The sequence below is a fragment of the Duganella zoogloeoides genome (assembly GCF_034479515.1).
Lineage (GTDB): Bacteria > Pseudomonadota > Gammaproteobacteria > Burkholderiales > Burkholderiaceae_D > Rugamonas > Rugamonas zoogloeoides.
Genome location: NZ_CP140152.1, coordinates 1,011,737 through 1,028,797 on the forward strand (window position 1 = coordinate 1,011,737; position 17,061 = coordinate 1,028,797).

General features: G+C 62.7%; 14 protein-coding genes. 9 read left to right on the plus strand and 5 right to left on the minus strand.

Annotated elements, in window-relative coordinates; all coding sequences use genetic code 11:
- Position 1: 1 nt before the first annotated feature.
- Positions 2-1,306 carry a M20/M25/M40 family metallo-hydrolase gene (locus tag SR858_RS04400; RefSeq protein WP_019922951.1) on the minus strand — a complete coding sequence of 435 codons (1,305 nt, stop codon included), beginning with the start codon at positions 1,304-1,306 and terminating at the stop codon, positions 2-4.
- Positions 1,307-1,436: 130 nt separating this feature from the next.
- Here SR858_RS04400 and SR858_RS04405 point away from each other — a divergent pair, with 130 nt between their 5' ends.
- A complete protein-coding gene (locus SR858_RS04405) occupies positions 1,437-2,108 on the plus strand; it encodes a thiol:disulfide interchange protein DsbA/DsbL (RefSeq protein ID WP_019922950.1) in 672 nt (223 codons plus the stop codon).
- A gap of 141 nt (positions 2,109-2,249) precedes the next feature.
- Here the strand turns inward: SR858_RS04405 and SR858_RS04410 are convergent, their stop codons facing one another.
- Positions 2,250-2,432, minus strand: a complete 183-nt coding sequence (locus SR858_RS04410; protein ID WP_152881731.1) for a hypothetical protein — start codon at positions 2,430-2,432, stop codon at positions 2,250-2,252.
- A 61-nt stretch (positions 2,433-2,493) separates the two neighbouring features.
- Positions 2,494-3,192 (minus strand): TetR/AcrR family transcriptional regulator, encoded by a 699-nt coding sequence (locus tag SR858_RS04415; RefSeq protein ID WP_019922948.1) that lies wholly within the window; start codon positions 3,190-3,192, stop codon positions 2,494-2,496.
- A gap of 131 nt (positions 3,193-3,323) precedes the next feature.
- Between SR858_RS04415 and SR858_RS04420 the strand changes: the two genes are divergently transcribed.
- From SR858_RS04420 to SR858_RS04455, 8 genes are all read left to right on the plus strand, one after another.
- Positions 3,324-4,499 carry an HlyD family secretion protein gene (locus SR858_RS04420; protein WP_019922947.1) on the plus strand — a complete coding sequence of 392 codons (1,176 nt, stop codon included), beginning with the start codon at positions 3,324-3,326 and terminating at the stop codon, positions 4,497-4,499.
- 11 nt (positions 4,500-4,510) lie between these two features.
- Positions 4,511-6,136, plus strand: coding sequence for a DHA2 family efflux MFS transporter permease subunit (locus SR858_RS04425; RefSeq protein ID WP_019922946.1), 1,626 nt, complete (start codon positions 4,511-4,513; stop codon positions 6,134-6,136).
- Between the two features lie 23 nt (positions 6,137-6,159).
- On the plus strand, positions 6,160-7,620 hold the full coding sequence (locus tag SR858_RS04430; protein WP_019922945.1) for an efflux transporter outer membrane subunit: 1,461 nt from the start codon (positions 6,160-6,162) through the stop codon (positions 7,618-7,620).
- A gap of 179 nt (positions 7,621-7,799) precedes the next feature.
- Positions 7,800-9,503 (plus strand): dipeptidyl-peptidase 3 family protein, encoded by a 1,704-nt coding sequence (locus tag SR858_RS04435; protein ID WP_019922944.1) that lies wholly within the window; start codon positions 7,800-7,802, stop codon positions 9,501-9,503.
- A gap of 152 nt (positions 9,504-9,655) precedes the next feature.
- Entirely contained in the window at positions 9,656-10,333 is a 678-nt protein-coding gene (locus tag SR858_RS04440; RefSeq protein WP_040377968.1) for a hypothetical protein, read from the plus strand.
- A gap of 105 nt (positions 10,334-10,438) precedes the next feature.
- Positions 10,439-11,149, plus strand: coding sequence for a BON domain-containing protein (locus SR858_RS04445; RefSeq protein ID WP_019922942.1), 711 nt, complete (start codon positions 10,439-10,441; stop codon positions 11,147-11,149).
- A gap of 125 nt (positions 11,150-11,274) precedes the next feature.
- Positions 11,275-12,552 carry an MFS transporter gene (locus tag SR858_RS04450; protein WP_026637483.1) on the plus strand — a complete coding sequence of 426 codons (1,278 nt, stop codon included), beginning with the start codon at positions 11,275-11,277 and terminating at the stop codon, positions 12,550-12,552.
- A 96-nt stretch (positions 12,553-12,648) separates the two neighbouring features.
- Positions 12,649-13,977: an IS4 family transposase gene (locus SR858_RS04455; RefSeq protein ID WP_019922940.1), complete on the plus strand. Its 1,329-nt coding sequence runs from the start codon at positions 12,649-12,651 to the stop codon at positions 13,975-13,977.
- Between the two features lie 91 nt (positions 13,978-14,068).
- Here the strand turns inward: SR858_RS04455 and SR858_RS04460 are convergent, their stop codons facing one another.
- Both SR858_RS04460 and SR858_RS04465 read right to left on the minus strand, forming a co-directional pair.
- Positions 14,069-16,180: a dipeptidyl-peptidase 5 gene (locus SR858_RS04460; RefSeq protein WP_026637482.1), complete on the minus strand. Its 2,112-nt coding sequence runs from the start codon at positions 16,178-16,180 to the stop codon at positions 14,069-14,071.
- An 86-nt stretch (positions 16,181-16,266) separates the two neighbouring features.
- Positions 16,267-17,034 (minus strand): substrate-binding periplasmic protein, encoded by a 768-nt coding sequence (locus SR858_RS04465; protein WP_019922938.1) that lies wholly within the window; start codon positions 17,032-17,034, stop codon positions 16,267-16,269.
- Positions 17,035-17,061: the final 27 nt, after the last annotated feature.

The following is a 17,061-nucleotide window of genomic DNA, read 5'->3' on the forward strand; positions in this document are numbered from 1 at the left end:
TTTAACGGGTCAGGCGGTAGATCAGCAAAGCACTACGGATGGTAGCGCGTTCGAGCGAGGCGATTTCCAGGTCTTCGTCCGGTGAATGGGCGCCGTTGCCGGCCACGCCCAGGCCATCGAGACTGTCCACCAGCGAGGCCACGAACTGGATGTCGCCGGCCCCGCGCTGGCCCGGGGGCAGGGCGGGGATGGCGCCCAGGCCGGCGTCGCTGCTCGCCTGCGAATACACTTTTAACACCGCCAGGTTACCGGGCGTGGGCGCCATCGGCGGATAGGCGTCGTGAAAGCTGATGCTGGCGCTGGTGCCGGGCAGGTTTTGCGCGACGATGGCGCGCATTTTCGCGTGCGCGCGGTCGCGCTGTTCGTAGGTGAGGTAACGCAGGTCGCCGTGCACCAGCGCGGTCCTGGCGATCACGTTGGTCTTGCCGGCGGCCTGGCCTTTCGTGCCTGTCTCATCGACGCCAGCATCGGTGCCGCCGAGGATCAGTCCCGCGCTGAACGTGAGATCGGGTTCGATCACTTGCTGGCGGAAGCCATCGAGGATGCGCGCCGCTTCATACACGGCGCCATAACCCGCCTTGTCGGTGAAGATGGTGCTCGAGTGGCCCTGCTTGCCTTTCACTTCCAGCTCCCACGACGACGAAGACCGGCGGCCGATGGTGCCGGTGTCCTGGCCGTCCTGGTTGCGCATAGTGCCTTCGAAGGAGAGCGCGATGTCGCTGCGTTTGGCGGCGGCCACCATGTCGGCGCGCGACGTGGCGATCGGTTCGCCGGCGCTTTCTTCGTCGCCGGTAAACATCACGGTGATGGTGGTGTTCTCGAGTGCGCCGGCGCTTTTCAGCGCGCGCAGCGCTTCAAGTATGACCACGTCGCCGCCCTTCATGTCGTTCACACCCTGGCCGCGCACGCGGTCGCCATTGCGCTGCCACAGCTGCACCGGGCTGTCCTTTTCAAACACGGTGTCGAGGTGGCCGAGCAGCAGCAGCCGTTTGCCCTGCCTGCCCTCGCGCGTGCCCACCAGGTGGCCGGCGCGGCGCATGGCGGGCGGCAGGTCGATCCAGCGCGTGGCAAAGCCCAACTGGTCGAGTTCCCGGCGATACAGCTTGCCCACTTCGCGCACACCGTCGATGTTCATGGTGCCGCTGTTGATGTTGACCGATCGCTCCAGCAGGTGCAGCGCCTGCGGTGAACGGGCCTTGATGGCGGCGACGATGTTCTGCTCGACGGGGGACAGTTCGGCGGCGTGGGTACAAGGCAGGGCCAGGGCTAGGGCCAGCAAGGCGGGCGACAGCAGCGATATTTTCATGGGGAATCCGCAGGCAAAGGTGTAAGCAATTGTAGCGTAGTGTGAATTGCGGCCGCACTGCCGCCACCGCGCGCCGGAAGCTGTTATATTCGCAGTGCAGATTTTTTGCAGATTTTTTTAAAGGATAACCATGCTCCGTCGTACGTTCCTGACCGCCGCTGTCACTGCCGCTGTTGCCGCCATGTTTGCCGGTACCGCTTTTGCCACGCCCACCGCACCGAAGAGCGGCGCCGAGTACACCACGCTGAAAACGCCGCAGCCGGTCCAGGCCGAGGGCAAGAAGGTCGAAGTGATCGAGTTCTTCATGTACCACTGCCCGGCGTGCTACGCACTGGAGCCGGCCATGCTGGACTGGGTCAAGAAGCAGGGCGACAACATCAGCTTCCGCCGCATCCACTTGCCGCTGACCGGTGAAAAAGATCCGGAAACCCATCTGTTCCTCACGCTCGAAGCGATGAAGCTCGAGTCGCAGCTGCACGCCAAGGTGCTGCAGACCTGGCACGTGGAACGCAAGCGCCTGCAAAGCGACGATGCCAATATCGAGTGGGCCGTCAAGAACGGTATCGACAAGGAAAAATTCCTGGCCGTGTACAACTCGTTCGCGATCAACAACCGCCTGAAGAACGCTGGCCGCGTGGCATCGTCGTATGAAGTCAACAGCACACCGACCATCATCGTCAATGGCCGCTACCTGACCAACCCGTCGATGGTGGATGCCGCCAACCCCGGCATCCCGCGCCAGCAACTGACCGCCGCCACGCTGCAAGTGCTCGACGCGCTGGTCGCGCAGTCGCGCAAGTAATTTTCTGGCAGGCCAGCATCAGGAAGCCGCCCGGTGCAAGCCGGGCGGCTTTTTGTTTATGGGGCGGCAGTGCAGGTCGAGATATTCGGTAATGTGGGCGGCGATGCCCTGGCTGGCCGCTGCGCGGGCGGTTTAACTGGTCTAGTTGACCGTGAAGCGCGCCGGAATTTCGATGCCGCCGTTGCGGGCTGCTTCGGCATAGGCTTTCATTTCTTCGATGACGGCATCCAGCTGTTCCTGGCCGGGGTTGGCCTGGAAGCTCTTGATGCGCTCGTTCATGAGCGTTACTTGTCGGCTCCAGTCCAGTCTATTTGTTTTGCTCATATGCACTCCTTGTAAAGGATTAGTATAGAACAAATGGCAAAGTTGTACAGACCTTTGGTGTCTAAAGAACCACGCTGCGCAGGAACAGGTCGAGGCCCAGTGCCGCCTGGCGCCGGATTTCGGTTTGGGAAGGTTGATGGTCTGGTGGAAACAGCATGCGGCTCATGGTGTCGCCCATCAGGCAGTTCACAAAATGCACCGCCAGGAACTCCTGGGACAGGTCGGTGCGCAGTTTTGGCCTGATGTCGTCGCGGGCGAAAAACTTGCCCAGTTGCTCGCGCGATTTGCGCGGGCCGGCATCGTAAAAGGTTTCGGCCAGCTCGGGCGTGGTGCGCGCCTCGGCCACCACCATGCGGTGCAGGTTGACGAACGCCGGCTGCGACACCAGTTCCAGGAAGCGCAGCGCGTAGTCGCCCAGGATCGCTTCCATCGGACGGGTGTCGGTTTCCAGGCTGGTCATGTCGGAGAAAAACCTGGCACGGCCCCGCGTGATGGCCGCGCTCAGCAGACCGGCCTTGCCGCCGAATTTCACGTAGATGGTGCGCACGGCAACATGGGCTTCGCGGGCAATCATTTCCAGGCTGACCTTGCTGTAACCCTTTTCCAGGAACAGCTGGGCAGCGGTATGCACCAGCGCCTGTTCTCGTGCTTCCTTGTCGGCTGCGCGCGGGCGGCCGGCCGATTTGCCGAAGCACGGCTCGTACGGCGCGGCGTCCGGGCAGTCGAGTTCTTCCTCGGTTGAAATGTTGTCTTTTTTCATGGTGATCGATGATAGCGAATGGCGCCATGCTAGTCCAAACTAAAATGAAATGCAATCGTTTCATTTCTTGACTTCCAATTGAAATCGTCCAATAATGCGCTCATCCCCTTTCATTATTTTCGGAGCAGTGCATGTCCAGCCCACAACAGCAAGAACAAAAAGGTCCAAGCGCGGTACCACCCCAGGCAGCCCAGCCGAGCCAGGATGCTCCGGCGCGCCCGGCCAAATCGAATCGCAAAGTGCTGGTCATTGCCGGCATTATCGCGCTGGTCGCCATCGGCGCCGGCGGCCGCATGTGGTATCGGAGCCATAACTTCGTCGAGACCGAGAACGCCTACGTGGCCGGCCACGTGCACCCGGTGTCGGCGCGCATTTCCGGCGTGGTGACCAAGGTGCTAATCGACGACAACCAGGTCGTGCGCGCAGGCGACGTGATCGCCGAACTCGATCCGTTCGACCAGGGCGTGAAGGTCGAGCAGATCCAGGCGCAGATCGCCAGCGCCGAGCAGCAGGTGCTGCAGGCCGATGCCCAGATCATGCAGGTGAAAGCGCAAGCCAGTTCGGCCGCCGCGCAAGTGGCGCAGTCGCAGGCGCAACTGCTGCGCGCCAAGCAGGACGCCGATCGTTTCGGCCAGCTGTACAACGACCAGATGAAGGCCGTCTCCAAGGCGGAACTCGACGCTGCCGTCGCCGGCCGCGCCGGCGCGGTGGCCGACCTGGCCGCGCGCAAGGACAATGCCGCCGCCGCCCGCGCGCAGATCACTGCCGCCGAATCGGCGCGCGACGTGCTCAAATCGCAGGTGTCGGTGCTGCGCGTGCAACTGAAGGACGCCCAGCAGCAGCTGGCCTACAACCAGATCCTGGCGCCTGTTGGTGGCCGCATCGGCAAGCGGTCGATCGAAGTGGGCCAGCGCGTGCAGCCGGGCCAGCAACTGACCGCCATCGTGCAGGACAACGTGTGGCTGACCGCTAACTTCAAGGAAACCCAGTTGGCCGAGATGCATGCGGGCCAGGAAGTCAAAGTCACCATCGACGCCATGCCGGGCAAGGAATTGATCGGCACCGTGGAGAGCTTCGCGCCAGCATCGGGCGCGCAGTTCGCGCTGCTGCCGGCCGATAATGCCACCGGCAACTTCACCAAGATCGTCCAGCGCGTGCCGGTCAAGATCGTGTTCAAGCCGGAAGACGTGAAGGCCCTCAATGGCCGCCTGGTGCCGGGCATGTCGGCGATTGCCGAAGTGGCGATCCACCAGGACGAGAAAAAGTCCGAGCGTAAGGTCGCTGCCGCACCTGCCACGGTCCAGTAAGGAACGACATCATGGCCAGTTCCACATTCGATCCGCCGGCATCAAGGGCGGCGGGGAAGGCTGCACCCGCCGCTGCGCCGGCGCCGAGCGAAAAAGTCACGGCCCGCACCTGGATCGCGATTGCCGCCGGCATGCTGGGCGCCTTCATGGCGGTGCTCGACATCCAGATCACCAACTCGTCGCTCAAGGACATCCTCGGTTCGCTGTCGGCCACCCAGGAAGAGGGCTCGTGGATCGCCACCGCCTACCTGGTGGCGGAGATCGTCGTCATTCCGATGACCGGCCTGTTTACGCGGGTATTCGGCACGCGTAACTACATGATCGGCACCACCGCGCTGTTCCTGCTGTTCTCGACCCTGTGCGGCTTCGCCTGGAACCTCGAGAGCATGATCATCTTCCGCATGATGCAGGGCTTTACGGGCGGCGCCCTGATCCCGATGGCGTTTACGCTGGTGATGACGCAGCTGCCGCCGTCCAAGCGCGCCACCGGCATGGCCATCTTCGGCTTGACTGCCACGCTGGCGCCGTCGATGGGCCCCACGCTCGGTGGCTACCTCAGCGAGCTGTATGGCTGGCCGTCGATCTTCTACCTGAACTGGGTGCCGGGTTTGCTGCTGATCGGCGGTATCGCCTATGGCCTCGAGAAGGAAAAATTCCAGCCGTCGCTGCTGTCGGGCGCCGACTGGAGCGGCATCTTTTTCATGGCCGTGGGCCTGGGCAGCCTCACCATCTTCCTCGAAGAAGGCAACAGCAAGGACTGGTTCGATTCGTCGTTCATCATCACCTTTGCCGCGCTGGCAATCTTTGGTTTGCTGGGCTGGGTGGTCAACAGCGCATTGAAGCAGCAGCCGTTCGTCAACCTGGCCTTGTACGGCCAGCGCAACTTCGCTGCCGCCACCGCGCTGTCGATGGCGATGGGCATGGGCTTGTACGGTTCGTCATTCCTGCTGCCGCTGTACCTGGGCCAGATTCCCGGCTACTCGCCGATGCAGATCGGTGAAGTGATCATGTGGTCCGGTTTGCCGCAGCTGTTCATCATGCCGTTCGTGGCCAAGCTGTCGTCCAAGGTCGATAACCGCATCCTGTGCACGTTTGGTTTGCTGCTGTTCGGCGGTTCGTGCCTGATGAATTCCTATATGGACGCCACTACCGGCTATGACCAGCTGCTGCTGTCGCAGATCGTGCGCGCGCTGGGCCAGCCGTTCGTGATGCTCACGCTGTCGAACTTTGCCATGAACGGCATCCAGCCCAAGGACATGCCGTCGGCGTCGTCGCTGATCAACATGACTCGCAACCTGGGCGGCTCGATCGGTATCGCGCTGCTGGCGACCGCTTTGACGTCGCGCGAGCATTTCCACTCGCAGCGCATCGGCGAATCGGTCACCGGCTTTGCGGCCGCCACGCAGGAACGCCTGTCGGTGCTGACGCAATCGTTCATCGGCCAGGGCTTCGACTCGACCACGGCGTCGAACATGGCGCTCAAGGCCATCGATGGCATCGTGCGGCGCGAGTCGTTCGTGATGGCCTACAACGACGGCTTCTTCCTGGTCGCCATGGTGCTGTTTGCCTGCATCGGCGTGCTGTGGTTCTCGGACAAGGTCAAAGCCCCTTCGGGTGGCGGTGGCGGCGGGCACTAATTTAAATTTTGTGAGGTAATACCATGTTCCATTCGGCTTTGCAGCGCATCGCGCTCGCTGTGTCCATTACCGCAGCGCTGTCCGGCTGCGCCACCGTCGGCACCGACTTCGGCACGCCTGAAAACGTCAAGGATGCGTCGTTCCGCCACCTGCCGCAAGCCGGCAGCACGGCCGCCCATTTGCCGGCGCAGTGGTGGACCGTGTTCAACGATCCGATCCTCAATCGCCTGGAAGAGACCGCGCTGCGCGACAACCCGAGCGTGAAAGCGGCGGGGCAGCGCCTGGTGCAGGCGCAGGCGCAGGCTGGCCTGTCGCGCGCCAACCAGCGTCCTTCGGTGGGCGTGAGCGCCTCGGTGTCGAACTCGCGCACGTCGGCCGAAACCTCGCAGGGTATCGCGCTTGGCGGCCGTTCGATCAAGGGTAACAACTACGCGGTCGGCGCCAATTTCTCGTATGAACTCGACCTGCTGGGCCGCGTGCGCCGGATGGTGGAAGCGTCCGACGCGCAAGCGCTGGCCGCCGAAGCGGACCGCGACGGCGTGCTGCTGATGCTGTCGTCGCAACTGGCCACGGCCTACTGGCAGTTGCGCGGGCTGGACGCCGAAATGGCGATCCTCAACGGCGCGCTCGATACCCGCCGCGAGAGCGAACAACTGGTCACCGCGCGTTTCGACGCCGGCCTGTCGAATGAACTCGACGTGTCGCGCGCCCGCATCGAACTGGCCAACGCCAAGGCCGACCTGCACGAAGTGCAGCGCCAGCGCAACCTGGTCGAGCACCAGCTGGCCACGCTGGTGGGCGCTTCGCCGTCGGCGATGCTCACTGCCGCTACTGCCACCCCTGCGGTGCTGCCGGCGCCACCGGCAATTCCCGTCGGCTTGCCGGCCAGCCTGCTGGCGCAGCGTCCCGACCTGGCTGGCAGCGTAGCGACCCTGCGCGCGGCCAATGCGCAGATCGGCGTGGCTGAAGGCGCGTTCTATCCATCGGTGTCGCTGACCGGTAACTTCGGCTACGCGTCGGAAGCGCTGCGCAACATCGGCGAGAGCGGTGCGCGCCAGTTCAGTGTCGGTCCGCTGGCGCTGTCGCTGCCGATCTTCGACGGTGGCCGCAACAAGGCCAACCTGGCGATTGCCAAATCGCGCTACGACGAAGCGGTGGCCAACCACGAAACCAAACTGCTGACGGCGCTGCGCGAAGTGGAAGACGCGTTGTCCGACGTGCAGGAACGCCAGTTGCAGGGCGAAGCGCAATCGGCCTCGCAAACGGCCGCCGCACGCGGCTACCTGGTGGCGCGGGCGCGCTACGAGCGTGGCGTCTCGACATACCTGGACGTGACCGATGCCCAGCGCAGCGCGCTGGCGGCCGACCGCGCGGCGGTGCAGATCAATACCCAGCGCTTGCTCGCGACCGTGGCAGTGGCGCGCTCGCTCGGTGCGGGGTGGCAGCCTTCGTCGCAGTTGGCTGCGGTAAGCGTTGCCAGGTAATCGCAGTGTGCATGGATCCCCGCGTTCGCGAGGATGACGATTCGAATGCCCGTTGCCGTATTTGGCGCCATCGGCCCGTAATCCGTCATCCCCGCGCAGGCGGGGATCCATGGAACCTGTAAGGCGCCTGCCTCCCGCACCTCGCTTACAATACCAGCCTCACCCTACCCGAGGTTCGCATGAAAAAAATCCTGCTCCCGCTGACGCTGGTCCTGGCTGTTGTCTCCACCGTCCACGCCGCACCGGCTACCATCGCCGATTTGAACAAGATGAGCCAGCGCTATGCCCCCGTGGCGCTCACCGCCGACACCAGCAAGCTGTCGGCCGGCGACAAGCAGGCCATCGTCAAGCTGATCGAAGCGGCCAAGATCATCGACGTGCTGCAACTGCGCCAGCGCTGGTCCGGCAACGAGGCCCTGTGGGCTGCTCTGAAAAAGGACACCACGCCGCTGGGCAAGGCGCGCCTCGATTACTTCTGGCTCAACAAGGGTCCCTGGTCCATCCTCGACGATCACCAGTCGTTCCTGCCCGCGCAAATCGGCGGCATCAAGATCCCGGCGAAGAAGCCCGAAGGCGGCAGCTTCTATCCCGACGACGCCACCAAGGCCCAGCTCGATACCTGGATGAACGCCTTGCCGGCCATCGACAAGTCGCAGGCGCAGTGGTTCTTCACCGCGATCCGCCGCAACGCCGGCGGCCAGTTCACCACCGTGCCGTATTCGGTCGAGTACCAGCCGGAACTGGAAAAGGCTGCCGCACTGCTCAAGCAGGCCGCTGCCGCCACCGACAACGCGTCGCTTAAAAAATTCCTCGACCTGCGCGCCGATGCCTTCCTCAGCAACGACTATCTCGCTTCCGATTTCGCCTGGATGGATCTCGATTCGCCGGTGGACGTCACCATCGGCCCGTACGAGACCTATAACGACGAACTGTTCGGCTACAAGGCCGCGTTCGAGGCGTACGTGAATATCCGCGACCAGAAAGAGACGCAAAAGCTCGACTTCTTCGCCCAGCACATGCAGGAGCTGGAAGACAGCCTGCCGATCGACGCCCAGTACCGCAACCCGAAAGTGGGGGCTATTGCGCCGATGGTCGTGGTCAACCAGGTCTATGGCGCCGGCGACGGCAACATGGGCGTGCAGACGGCCGCCTATAACCTGCCCAACGACGAGCGCATTATCAGCCAGCGCGGCTCCAAGCGCGTGATGCTCAAGAACGTGCAGGAAGCGAAATTCAAATCGACGCTCACGCCGATTTCGAAACTGGTGCTGCGCGCTGCCGACCAGAAGGACGTCGATTTCGACTCGTTCTTCACCCACATCCTGGCGCACGAAATCACCCACGGCCTCGGTCCCCACGCCACCACCATCGACGGGAAGGCCTCGACGCCGCGCCAGGACCTGAAGGAAGCCTATTCCACCATCGAGGAAGCCAAAGCCGATATCACCGGCCTGTACGTGCTTGACGTGATGATGGGCAAAGGCCAGTTGAAAGGCATCCTAGGGCAGGGCGAGGCGGCCGAACGCAAGCTGTACACGACGTTCTTGGCATCGGCCTTCCGTACGCTGCACTTCGGCCTGACCGACTCGCACGCGCGCGGCATGGCAATTCAGGTCAACTACCTGCTCGACAAGGGTGGTTTTGTGTCGCATGGCGACGGCACGTTCTCGGTGGACTTTGCCAGGATCAAGGATGCGGTCAAAGAGCTCGATCGCGAGTTCCTGATGATCGAAGCGACCGGCGATTACGCACGCGCCAAGGAGATGATGGCCAAGTACGTGGTGATCCGTCCCGACGTGCAAAAGGCGCTCGACAAGATGAAGTCGGTGCCGAATGACATCCGCCCGCAGTTCAGGACCGCCAACAGCCTGCTGGCGAAGTAAGGACGACGGGGTTCCGCAACGTTGCGGAATCCCGTTTTAAAACCTCAAGCATTCAACTTTGCCTACGTAATAATTTACTGTTGTAAGACCTTCCACAAAGCAATAATTATTGCGGTCACCGTGCTACAGTTTTGATCAAGGAAATCGCCACCATGATCAAGCGCACACTCATCCCTCTCCTGATGTTGTCTTGCAGCCCGGCCTTGGCCGCCGAGCTGACCTCGATGGAAACCCGTTGGCTGACGGCGGGTTTATCCGTGATCAATTACGCCAAGCACGACCTCAAGCTGCCGGTCGATATCACCGTGCAGCCGCAGGCGCGCGCCAACGATGTGCCGGTGGCCGTGGGCTACCAGGACGGCCGCTGCAAGCTGGTGCTGTCCCTGCGCGGCAATCCGCAAGCGGAAGACATCCTCGGCAGCGTGCCCGAAGCACGGCGCCCGCTGATGATCGAAGCCATGTTTGCCCACGAGATCGCCCACTGCTGGCGCTATGCGCAGGGCGCCTGGCACCAGACCCCATCCGGCTTTGCCCAGGGCGGCGGCGCGCAACCGGCCCAGTCGCTGCAACAGACCCGGCGCGAAGAGGGGTTCGCCGACCTGGTGGCGCTGGCGTGGACCCAGCAGCGCCATCCCGAGCATTACTCCGACGTGGCCGCCTGGATGCGGCAGGTACGCGCGCCGGCAGCGGCGGCGGTGGCGTCCGTCGAATCGCACGGCACCATGGCATGGCTGCAACTGGCCAGGACTGGTGACGTCTTCAACAGCCGGTTGCCGTTGTTCGAGCAGGCGGGCAGCTTGTGGCGCAAGGGGCTTGCAAACGGGGAGTAGTTGCGAACTCGTCACCATGTCAATTTTGTACGCTTCCGCACAGAGAAAAGGGGGGGCGCGCGGTTTAATGTGTCCATCAACCACCACAACACAGAGGGACATATCATGAACAAGCTGCTCTTCCTGGTACTGGCTAGCGCCACCAGCATGACTTTCGCTGCTACCCCAAAACAAGATACCGTCGCCTACAAGGCCGCCGCCGACCGCGCCGAAGCCAGCTACAAATCCGCCAAAGCCGCTTGCGATGCGCAATCGGGCAACGCCAAGGATATCTGCGAAGAACAAGCCAAGCTGGACCAAAAGCAGGCTGAACTCGACGCCACCACCAAGTACAAGAACGACAAGAACTCGCTGGAAAAAGCCCGTATCGCCGTGGCGGATGCCCGCTATGACCTAGACGAAGAAAAATGCGATGCCATGACCGGCAACGGCAAAGACAGCTGCAAGAGCACCGCCAAGATGCAGCAAACCGCTGCCATCAACGATGCCAAGGCTGGCAAGCAAGCCGCCGACATCGCCCAGACTGGCGTTGATTGCAACAACCTGACCGGCGGCGACAAAGTGAGCTGCGAAGCCCGTTCGAAATCCGCGCTGGCCAAGGACGCTGTGGCCGATTCCGTGATCACCACCAAGATCAAAACCGGCCTGATGGCCGAGCCATCGCTCAAATCGCTGGACGTCAAAGTGGAAACCAACAACGGTAAGGTATCGCTGAGCGGCTTCGTGCCATCGCAAGCTGAAGCCGACAAGGCTGCCAATGTCGCCCGCAGCGTCAAAGGCGTGCACGACGTGCAAAACTCGCTGCGCGTGAAGTAATCCGCACCGTGTAGCGTGAACAGGGGCCGGTACATCCGGCCCTTTGTTTTGCTTGTATTCATTATGGTCATCATTTAAACTGGCTGCCAGCGTGCCGCCGGCGCGCACGCACGTTCGAGGTCATGATGTTCGCACTCCGTTTTTCCCATTGGCTGCAGCGGCGCGGCTGGCATTATTCTTGGGTGATCGTCACCGTCACGTTTCTGACCGCGCTGACGTCATCGGCTGCGCTCGGGCTGCCCGGCGCCCTGCTGCAACCGCTGTCGCGAGAATTTGGCTGGGATGTCGAGCAGATTTCGTCGGCGCTGGCGATCCGTTTCGTGCTGTTCGGTTTGATGGGGCCGTTCGCGGCCATCCTGATGGAGCGCTTCGGCCTGCGCGCGGTGGTGGTCACGGCATTGTCGCTGGTGGCTGGCGGCATGGCGCTGGCCATCGTCATGACGCAGTTCTGGCACCTGATCCTGTTCTGGGGAATCATGCTGGGCATCGGCTCGGGCATGACGGCGCTGGTGCTCAGCGCGGTGGTCTCGAACCGCTGGTTCGACAGCCATCGCGGGCTGGTGGTCGGCGTGCTTACGGCCAGTTCGGCTACCGGGCAGTTGATCTTCCTGCCGGTGGGGGCGTGGCTGATCGAACACTTCGGCTGGCGCCTGGCGGTGCTGCCAGTGTTCGTGGCGTGTGCGCTGGTGGCGCTGCTGGTGTGGGCCTTCATGCGCAACCGGCCCAATGAAGTAGGCCTGGCGCCATATGGCGCGGCGCCCGGCACACCGGTCGCGCCGCTTGCGCCGCCGATGCACGTGACGTTCGCCACGCCGTTTCATGTGCTGGCCAGCGTGGCGGGCAATCGCGTGTTCTGGATCTTGTTCGGCACCTTCTTCATTTGCGGGCTCAGTACCAATGGCCTGATCCAGACCCACTTCATTTCCTTGTGCGGCGACGCCGGTATGGGGGCGGTGCCTGCTGCCTCGGTGCTGGCGATGATGGGCGCCTTCGACCTGGTCGGCACCATCGGCTCCGGCTGGCTGTCGGACCGCTACGACAACCGCAAACTGCTGCTGATCTACTACGGCTTGCGCGGGCTGTCGCTGTTCTGGCTGCCGTATTCGGAGTTCACGTTTTATGGGTTGTCGCTGTTCGCCATGTTTTATGGCCTGGACTGGATCGCCACGGTGCCGCCGACGGTGCGGCTGGTGGCCACCACGTTCGGCAAGGAGCGGGCGGGGATGGTGTTCGGCTGGGTGTTCGCGGGACACCAACTGGGTGCGGCCGTGGCCGCGTGGGGAGCAGGGCGCGTGCGCACCCTGCTGCTGACCTACAACCCGGCGCTTTTCACTGCCGGCGCGGCATGCCTGGTGGCCGCCGCATTGGTGATGACGATACGCCGTCGCCCCCGCCAGGACTAAAGTTCGGGGTCAGTGCCTAATGCCGTTAAGTTAAGGATCTAGGCTGACCCGAGTTAGTTGTTGTAAACATGCGCGAAGGCTGTTAACCTTCGCGCCATGCTGTCCGACGCTCTCCCTTTGACCACATGCGACTTGCCAACTCCGGACTGGGGCCGGCTAGGTGAGCAATTGCCCGTCGAATGGATCTTGGGAGCATTAAATCACACCGGCAAGGCAAGTATTCGGCAGCGGCGTCTGCCGGCGGAACAGGTAGTCTGGTTGGTCATCGCGCTAGCGATCTACCGACATCGCTCAGTGCGACAAGTGTTGGGTGAATTGGAACTCGCGCTGCCGGATCTGAAGGACACGTGCGTGACCGATAGCGCTGTAACGCAAGCACGTCAGCGGCTGGGCGAAGAACCGTTGGCGTGGCTATTTTCAACGTCCGCGCGCCATTGGCAAGTGCAAGATGCCCATCGCTCGGACTTCCACGGCCTCCAGCTTCTTGCTATGGATGGGACGACCCTGAAATTAGCCGATAGCGCGGAAAACCGGGCGCATTTCGATTCACCACACTTCGCCAACGGCGCTTTGGCCAGTTATCCCCATGCCCGCATGGTGACCCTGGCTGCGTTGCGCACGCAATTGGTTTTGGCCGCTGATTTTGGTCCCTATAGCAAGGGGGAGATGAGTTTTGCCTTACCGCTGCTCGACGCTATCGCCGACCATTCGCTGACGGTCTTCGATAAAGGCTTTCTAGCCGCCGAGCTGCTCCATAAACTGCGCACCCAAGGCCAGCAGCGGCATTTCCTGGTGCCGGCCAAGGCCAACACACGGTGGCATCTCGTGAGCGGCGACAGTGACGATGGCATCGTCGAAATGCGCGTTTCCCCACAAGTACGCAAGCGCGACCCCGCCATGCCCGAACAATGGCAAGCGCGTGCCATTGCAACGAAAGATGCGAAGGGCAACCGGTGCTATTTGCTGACCTCCCTGACGGATCGTCGACGCTTCCCTGCGAAAACCGTCCGTGACTGTTATAGCGAACGCTGGCAGATCGAAACGAGTTACCGCGAAATCAAGCAAACCATGATGGGGATGGCCCTGTGCCTGCGCAGCCAAAGTGTCGCAGCCATCAGGCAGGAAATCTGGGGCATTCTTATTGCCTACAACCTCGTGCGGTTAGAAATGGCGCGCACGGCAGAGCAGGCAAAATGCGCCCCCAATGACGTCAGCTTTATCTTCGCCCTCGGGATATTTCAGCTCGAGATGTTGCATGCAGCCTCCGAGCGGGCCTTGGGCAACCTACCAGGAACGATCAAACGGATGCGCGAGAGGATGATCCTCGAACTGAATGTCTATCGACCCGACCGGAAATTCGATCGGGTCACTAAAGCAAAACCGCAACGCTATCCTGAACGCAGGCTCAGGAAAACCTTAACTTAACGGCAATAGGGTCAGTGCCGACATTCGGACACGGCCTCAAGCATTAAATGATGAGCTCGTGTCCGAATGTCGGCACTGACCCCGAAGTTGTTTAGTTCAGGTACTTGGCGAGCCAGCCGTGCACTTCGTTGTAGAAATAGCGGCTGTTTTCGCCCTTGAGGATCCAGTGGTTTTCTTCGGGGAAGACCAGCAGTTTGCTCGGCACGTTCAAGCGCTGCTGGGTGGCAAAGTTCATCAGCGCGTTGTTGGCCGGTACGCGATAATCGAGTTCGCCCACCGAGATCAGGATTGGCGTGGTGAAGCCGGTGCCCTTGGCGTGGTTCCCGCCTTGCATCACCGGGCTCTGGTCGCGCCACACGGGCAGGTTTTCCCAGACCGGACCGCCGCTGTTCACTTCGCGGCCGTAAATGCTGTCGCTGGTCCCCCACTGCATGATCAGGTCCATCTCGCCCGCATGCGAGACAATCGCTTTATAACGCGTGGTGGTCGCCTGCAGCCAGTTGGCCAGGTGGCCGCCGTAGCTGGCGCCCCCGGCGGCCAGCTTGCTGCCGTCAACGTAGCTGTATTTTTTGATGGCTTCGTCCACCGCCTCGTTCAGCTCCTCCGCCGGACCTTTTAAAGGATCGCCCTGGATCGCGCGCGCGAATTCCTCGCCGTAGCCGGTCGAACCCTTGTAGTCGGTGAGCAGCACCACGTAGCCGGGCTTGGCCAGCAGGTGGTAGTTCCAGCGCAGCACGAACTGGTCGCGCCACATATTGGCGGCGCCGCCGTGGATCACCGAGAACAGCGGATATTTTTTGGCCGGGTCGAAGTTGGCCGGCTTGATGATCATGTTGTGGATCATGCGGCCATCCTTGGACTTGAACCAGAAGTGCTCGGGCGCCTGCCAGTCGATGGCCGCCGCGCGCTCGACGTTGAACGACGTCAGGCGCTTGGGCGTGCCATTGAACGAATACACCTCGGGTGGATTGATGGCCGACTCCCACACGCCTACCAAGGCCTTGCCGCCAGCGTTGAACGATCCGATGGCGCCGGTGGCGGGCGAATTCTCCGCGCGTAGGTCGCTGCCGTCGTACTTGATCGAGTGCAGTTGCTCGAGGCCCGCGTGCTCGTAGCTGAACACGATGCGGTTCGCGCCATCGGGCAGGGCAAAGCGCGAGATCGAGCGGTCGAGCGACGCGGTCAGGATTGTTGGCGCCGGGTTGGTCACCGGCCAGGCCAGGCTGGCCAGGCGCGAGACGTCATACACCTTGCCCGGCGCTTCCTCTTCGGTCAGCGCGAACAGGGTCTTGCCGTCGCGGCTGAACTTGAGTGCCTTGTAACTGTGCTTGTCCTGGGTGAGCTGCTGCGCCTCGCCGCCGGCTGCCGGCAGCGCGAAGATTTGCGTGTAGCCGGATGCGCGCGCCGCCTCGTCGCGGTTGGTGGAGGCCGAGAAGACGATGGTCTTGCCGTCTTGCGACCAGATGGCGTCGAGCGACTGGCCCTCGTCGCCCTGGCCGCCGCCGAAGCCCGGCATTTGCGCCAGCCTGGTGCCGGCCAGGACATCGCGCGGCAGGGCGCCGACCGCGGCATCCATCACGAACAGGCGCACTTTTTTATCGTCGAGCCACTTGTCGAAGAAGCGCGGCGGGAAGGTCTCGTAGGCGCGCACGTTGTACTTGCGGTCCTTGCGTTCCTTGGCGATGCGCTTGTTGTCTTCCTCGCTGGCCGCGTCGGGGAAGACGTCGCTGACGAACAGCAGTTGCTTGCCATCGGGGCTGAACTTGGGCGTGCGTGCGCCAAGGGTGAGGGTGGTAAGGCGCTGGGCTTCGCCGCCGCCGGCGATGTCGATGCGGTAGATCTGGCCGGCGTCGTCGCCTTCGCGCTTGGCCGTAAACACCAGTTGGCGGCTGTCGGGCGACCAGTTGACGGCACCTTCGCCGCCCTTGCTGAAGGTCAGGCGGCGTGACGCGCTGTCGTCATTGAGCGACTTGATCCACAGGTCCGACCATTGTTCCTTGCTGTCGTAGGCCGGATCGGTGACGGAAAACACCGCCCACTTGCCGTCCGGGCTGACGGTCGGCGCGCCCACGCGCTTCATCAGCCACACGTCTTCGTGGGTGATGGCGCGCTTGGCGGCCGGCGCTTCGGCAGCCGCCTGTGACGGGCCGGCGAGCACGGTGGCAAGGGCAAAGGCAAGAACGGAAAGTCGCGGTATGGTCATCAAAACAGTCGCCCAGTAAAAAGTTAAAAAGCGATAGTGACCAATACTGCCGGTGCTGTCAATTCGGGCTTGTCATCGTGCGGCGGCTACTCCCATTTTTTGAGGATGCGCGCCAGCTCACCGGTGCGCTCCATCTGCTCCAGCGCGCGCCGCACGCGTGCCACCACCGCCGCATCGACATGCTTGCCGATGGCGATATAGGTGGGGTTCTCGTACATCACGTGCGGCAGCACCTTGACCTTGCCGGTCATGCCGGTGCGTGCGATCAGCGTTTTGAGCCCCGGATTACGGTGCAGGAAAACCCGGCCGCGCCGCGCGACCAGCATGTGCAGGTTGATGGCCGGATCGGTGGCGCTGGCGTTGATCTGCAGGCCGCCCAGCTGCTTCAGGTAATCCGATGTGGTGAAGCCCCGGTTGACCAGCACCACGCCGCGCTCGCCGAGCGCGCGCAGGTCGTCCCAGCTGTTGACCACCAGTTGGTCATCCGCGCGCGCCACCAGCAGGTACTGCAACTGGACAATGACGGGATCGAGGAAGACCAGTTGCCGTTCGCGCTCCGGCGAGCGCTGGATGGCGCACGCCAGGTCGTGCTGGCGCGTGGCCACTTCCGACACGGCGCGGATCAGCGGCAGCCATTGCTGGTCGCCGGCGAACACCAGTCCTGGATCGATGCGCTCGATGGTGCGGAAGATGTCGATGCACAGGCCGATCACCCGGCCGTTGCCGCCGTCGATGAACTTCGGCTCGGTGCCGGTTTGCGCGGCCACGCGCAGCGTGACGATGTTTTGCGCCTGGCTGCCTGCCGCCAGCAGCAGGCAGCACAGGAACAACATGGCGCGCGCTGCGTGGCGCATGGCGTCTCCAGGCATATCGTTTATAAA

Coding starts and splice junctions, on each gene's coding strand:
- SR858_RS04400 (WP_019922951.1), bottom strand. CDS start 1,306: ATGAAAATATCGCTGCTGTCGCCCGCCTTGCTGGCCCTAGCCCTGGCC.
- SR858_RS04405 (WP_019922950.1), top strand. CDS start 1,437: ATGCTCCGTCGTACGTTCCTGACCGCCGCTGTCACTGCCGCTGTTGCC.
- SR858_RS04410 (WP_152881731.1), bottom strand. CDS start 2,432: ATGAGCAAAACAAATAGACTGGACTGGAGCCGACAAGTAACGCTCATG.
- SR858_RS04415 (WP_019922948.1), bottom strand. CDS start 3,192: ATGAAAAAAGACAACATTTCAACCGAGGAAGAACTCGACTGCCCGGAC.
- SR858_RS04420 (WP_019922947.1), top strand. CDS start 3,324: ATGTCCAGCCCACAACAGCAAGAACAAAAAGGTCCAAGCGCGGTACCA.
- SR858_RS04425 (WP_019922946.1), top strand. CDS start 4,511: ATGGCCAGTTCCACATTCGATCCGCCGGCATCAAGGGCGGCGGGGAAG.
- SR858_RS04430 (WP_019922945.1), top strand. CDS start 6,160: ATGTTCCATTCGGCTTTGCAGCGCATCGCGCTCGCTGTGTCCATTACC.
- SR858_RS04435 (WP_019922944.1), top strand. CDS start 7,800: ATGAAAAAAATCCTGCTCCCGCTGACGCTGGTCCTGGCTGTTGTCTCC.
- SR858_RS04440 (WP_040377968.1), top strand. CDS start 9,656: ATGATCAAGCGCACACTCATCCCTCTCCTGATGTTGTCTTGCAGCCCG.
- SR858_RS04445 (WP_019922942.1), top strand. CDS start 10,439: ATGAACAAGCTGCTCTTCCTGGTACTGGCTAGCGCCACCAGCATGACT.
- SR858_RS04450 (WP_026637483.1), top strand. CDS start 11,275: ATGTTCGCACTCCGTTTTTCCCATTGGCTGCAGCGGCGCGGCTGGCAT.
- SR858_RS04455 (WP_019922940.1), top strand. CDS start 12,649: ATGCTGTCCGACGCTCTCCCTTTGACCACATGCGACTTGCCAACTCCG.
- SR858_RS04460 (WP_026637482.1), bottom strand. CDS start 16,180: ATGACCATACCGCGACTTTCCGTTCTTGCCTTTGCCCTTGCCACCGTG.
- SR858_RS04465 (WP_019922938.1), bottom strand. CDS start 17,034: ATGCGCCACGCAGCGCGCGCCATGTTGTTCCTGTGCTGCCTGCTGCTG.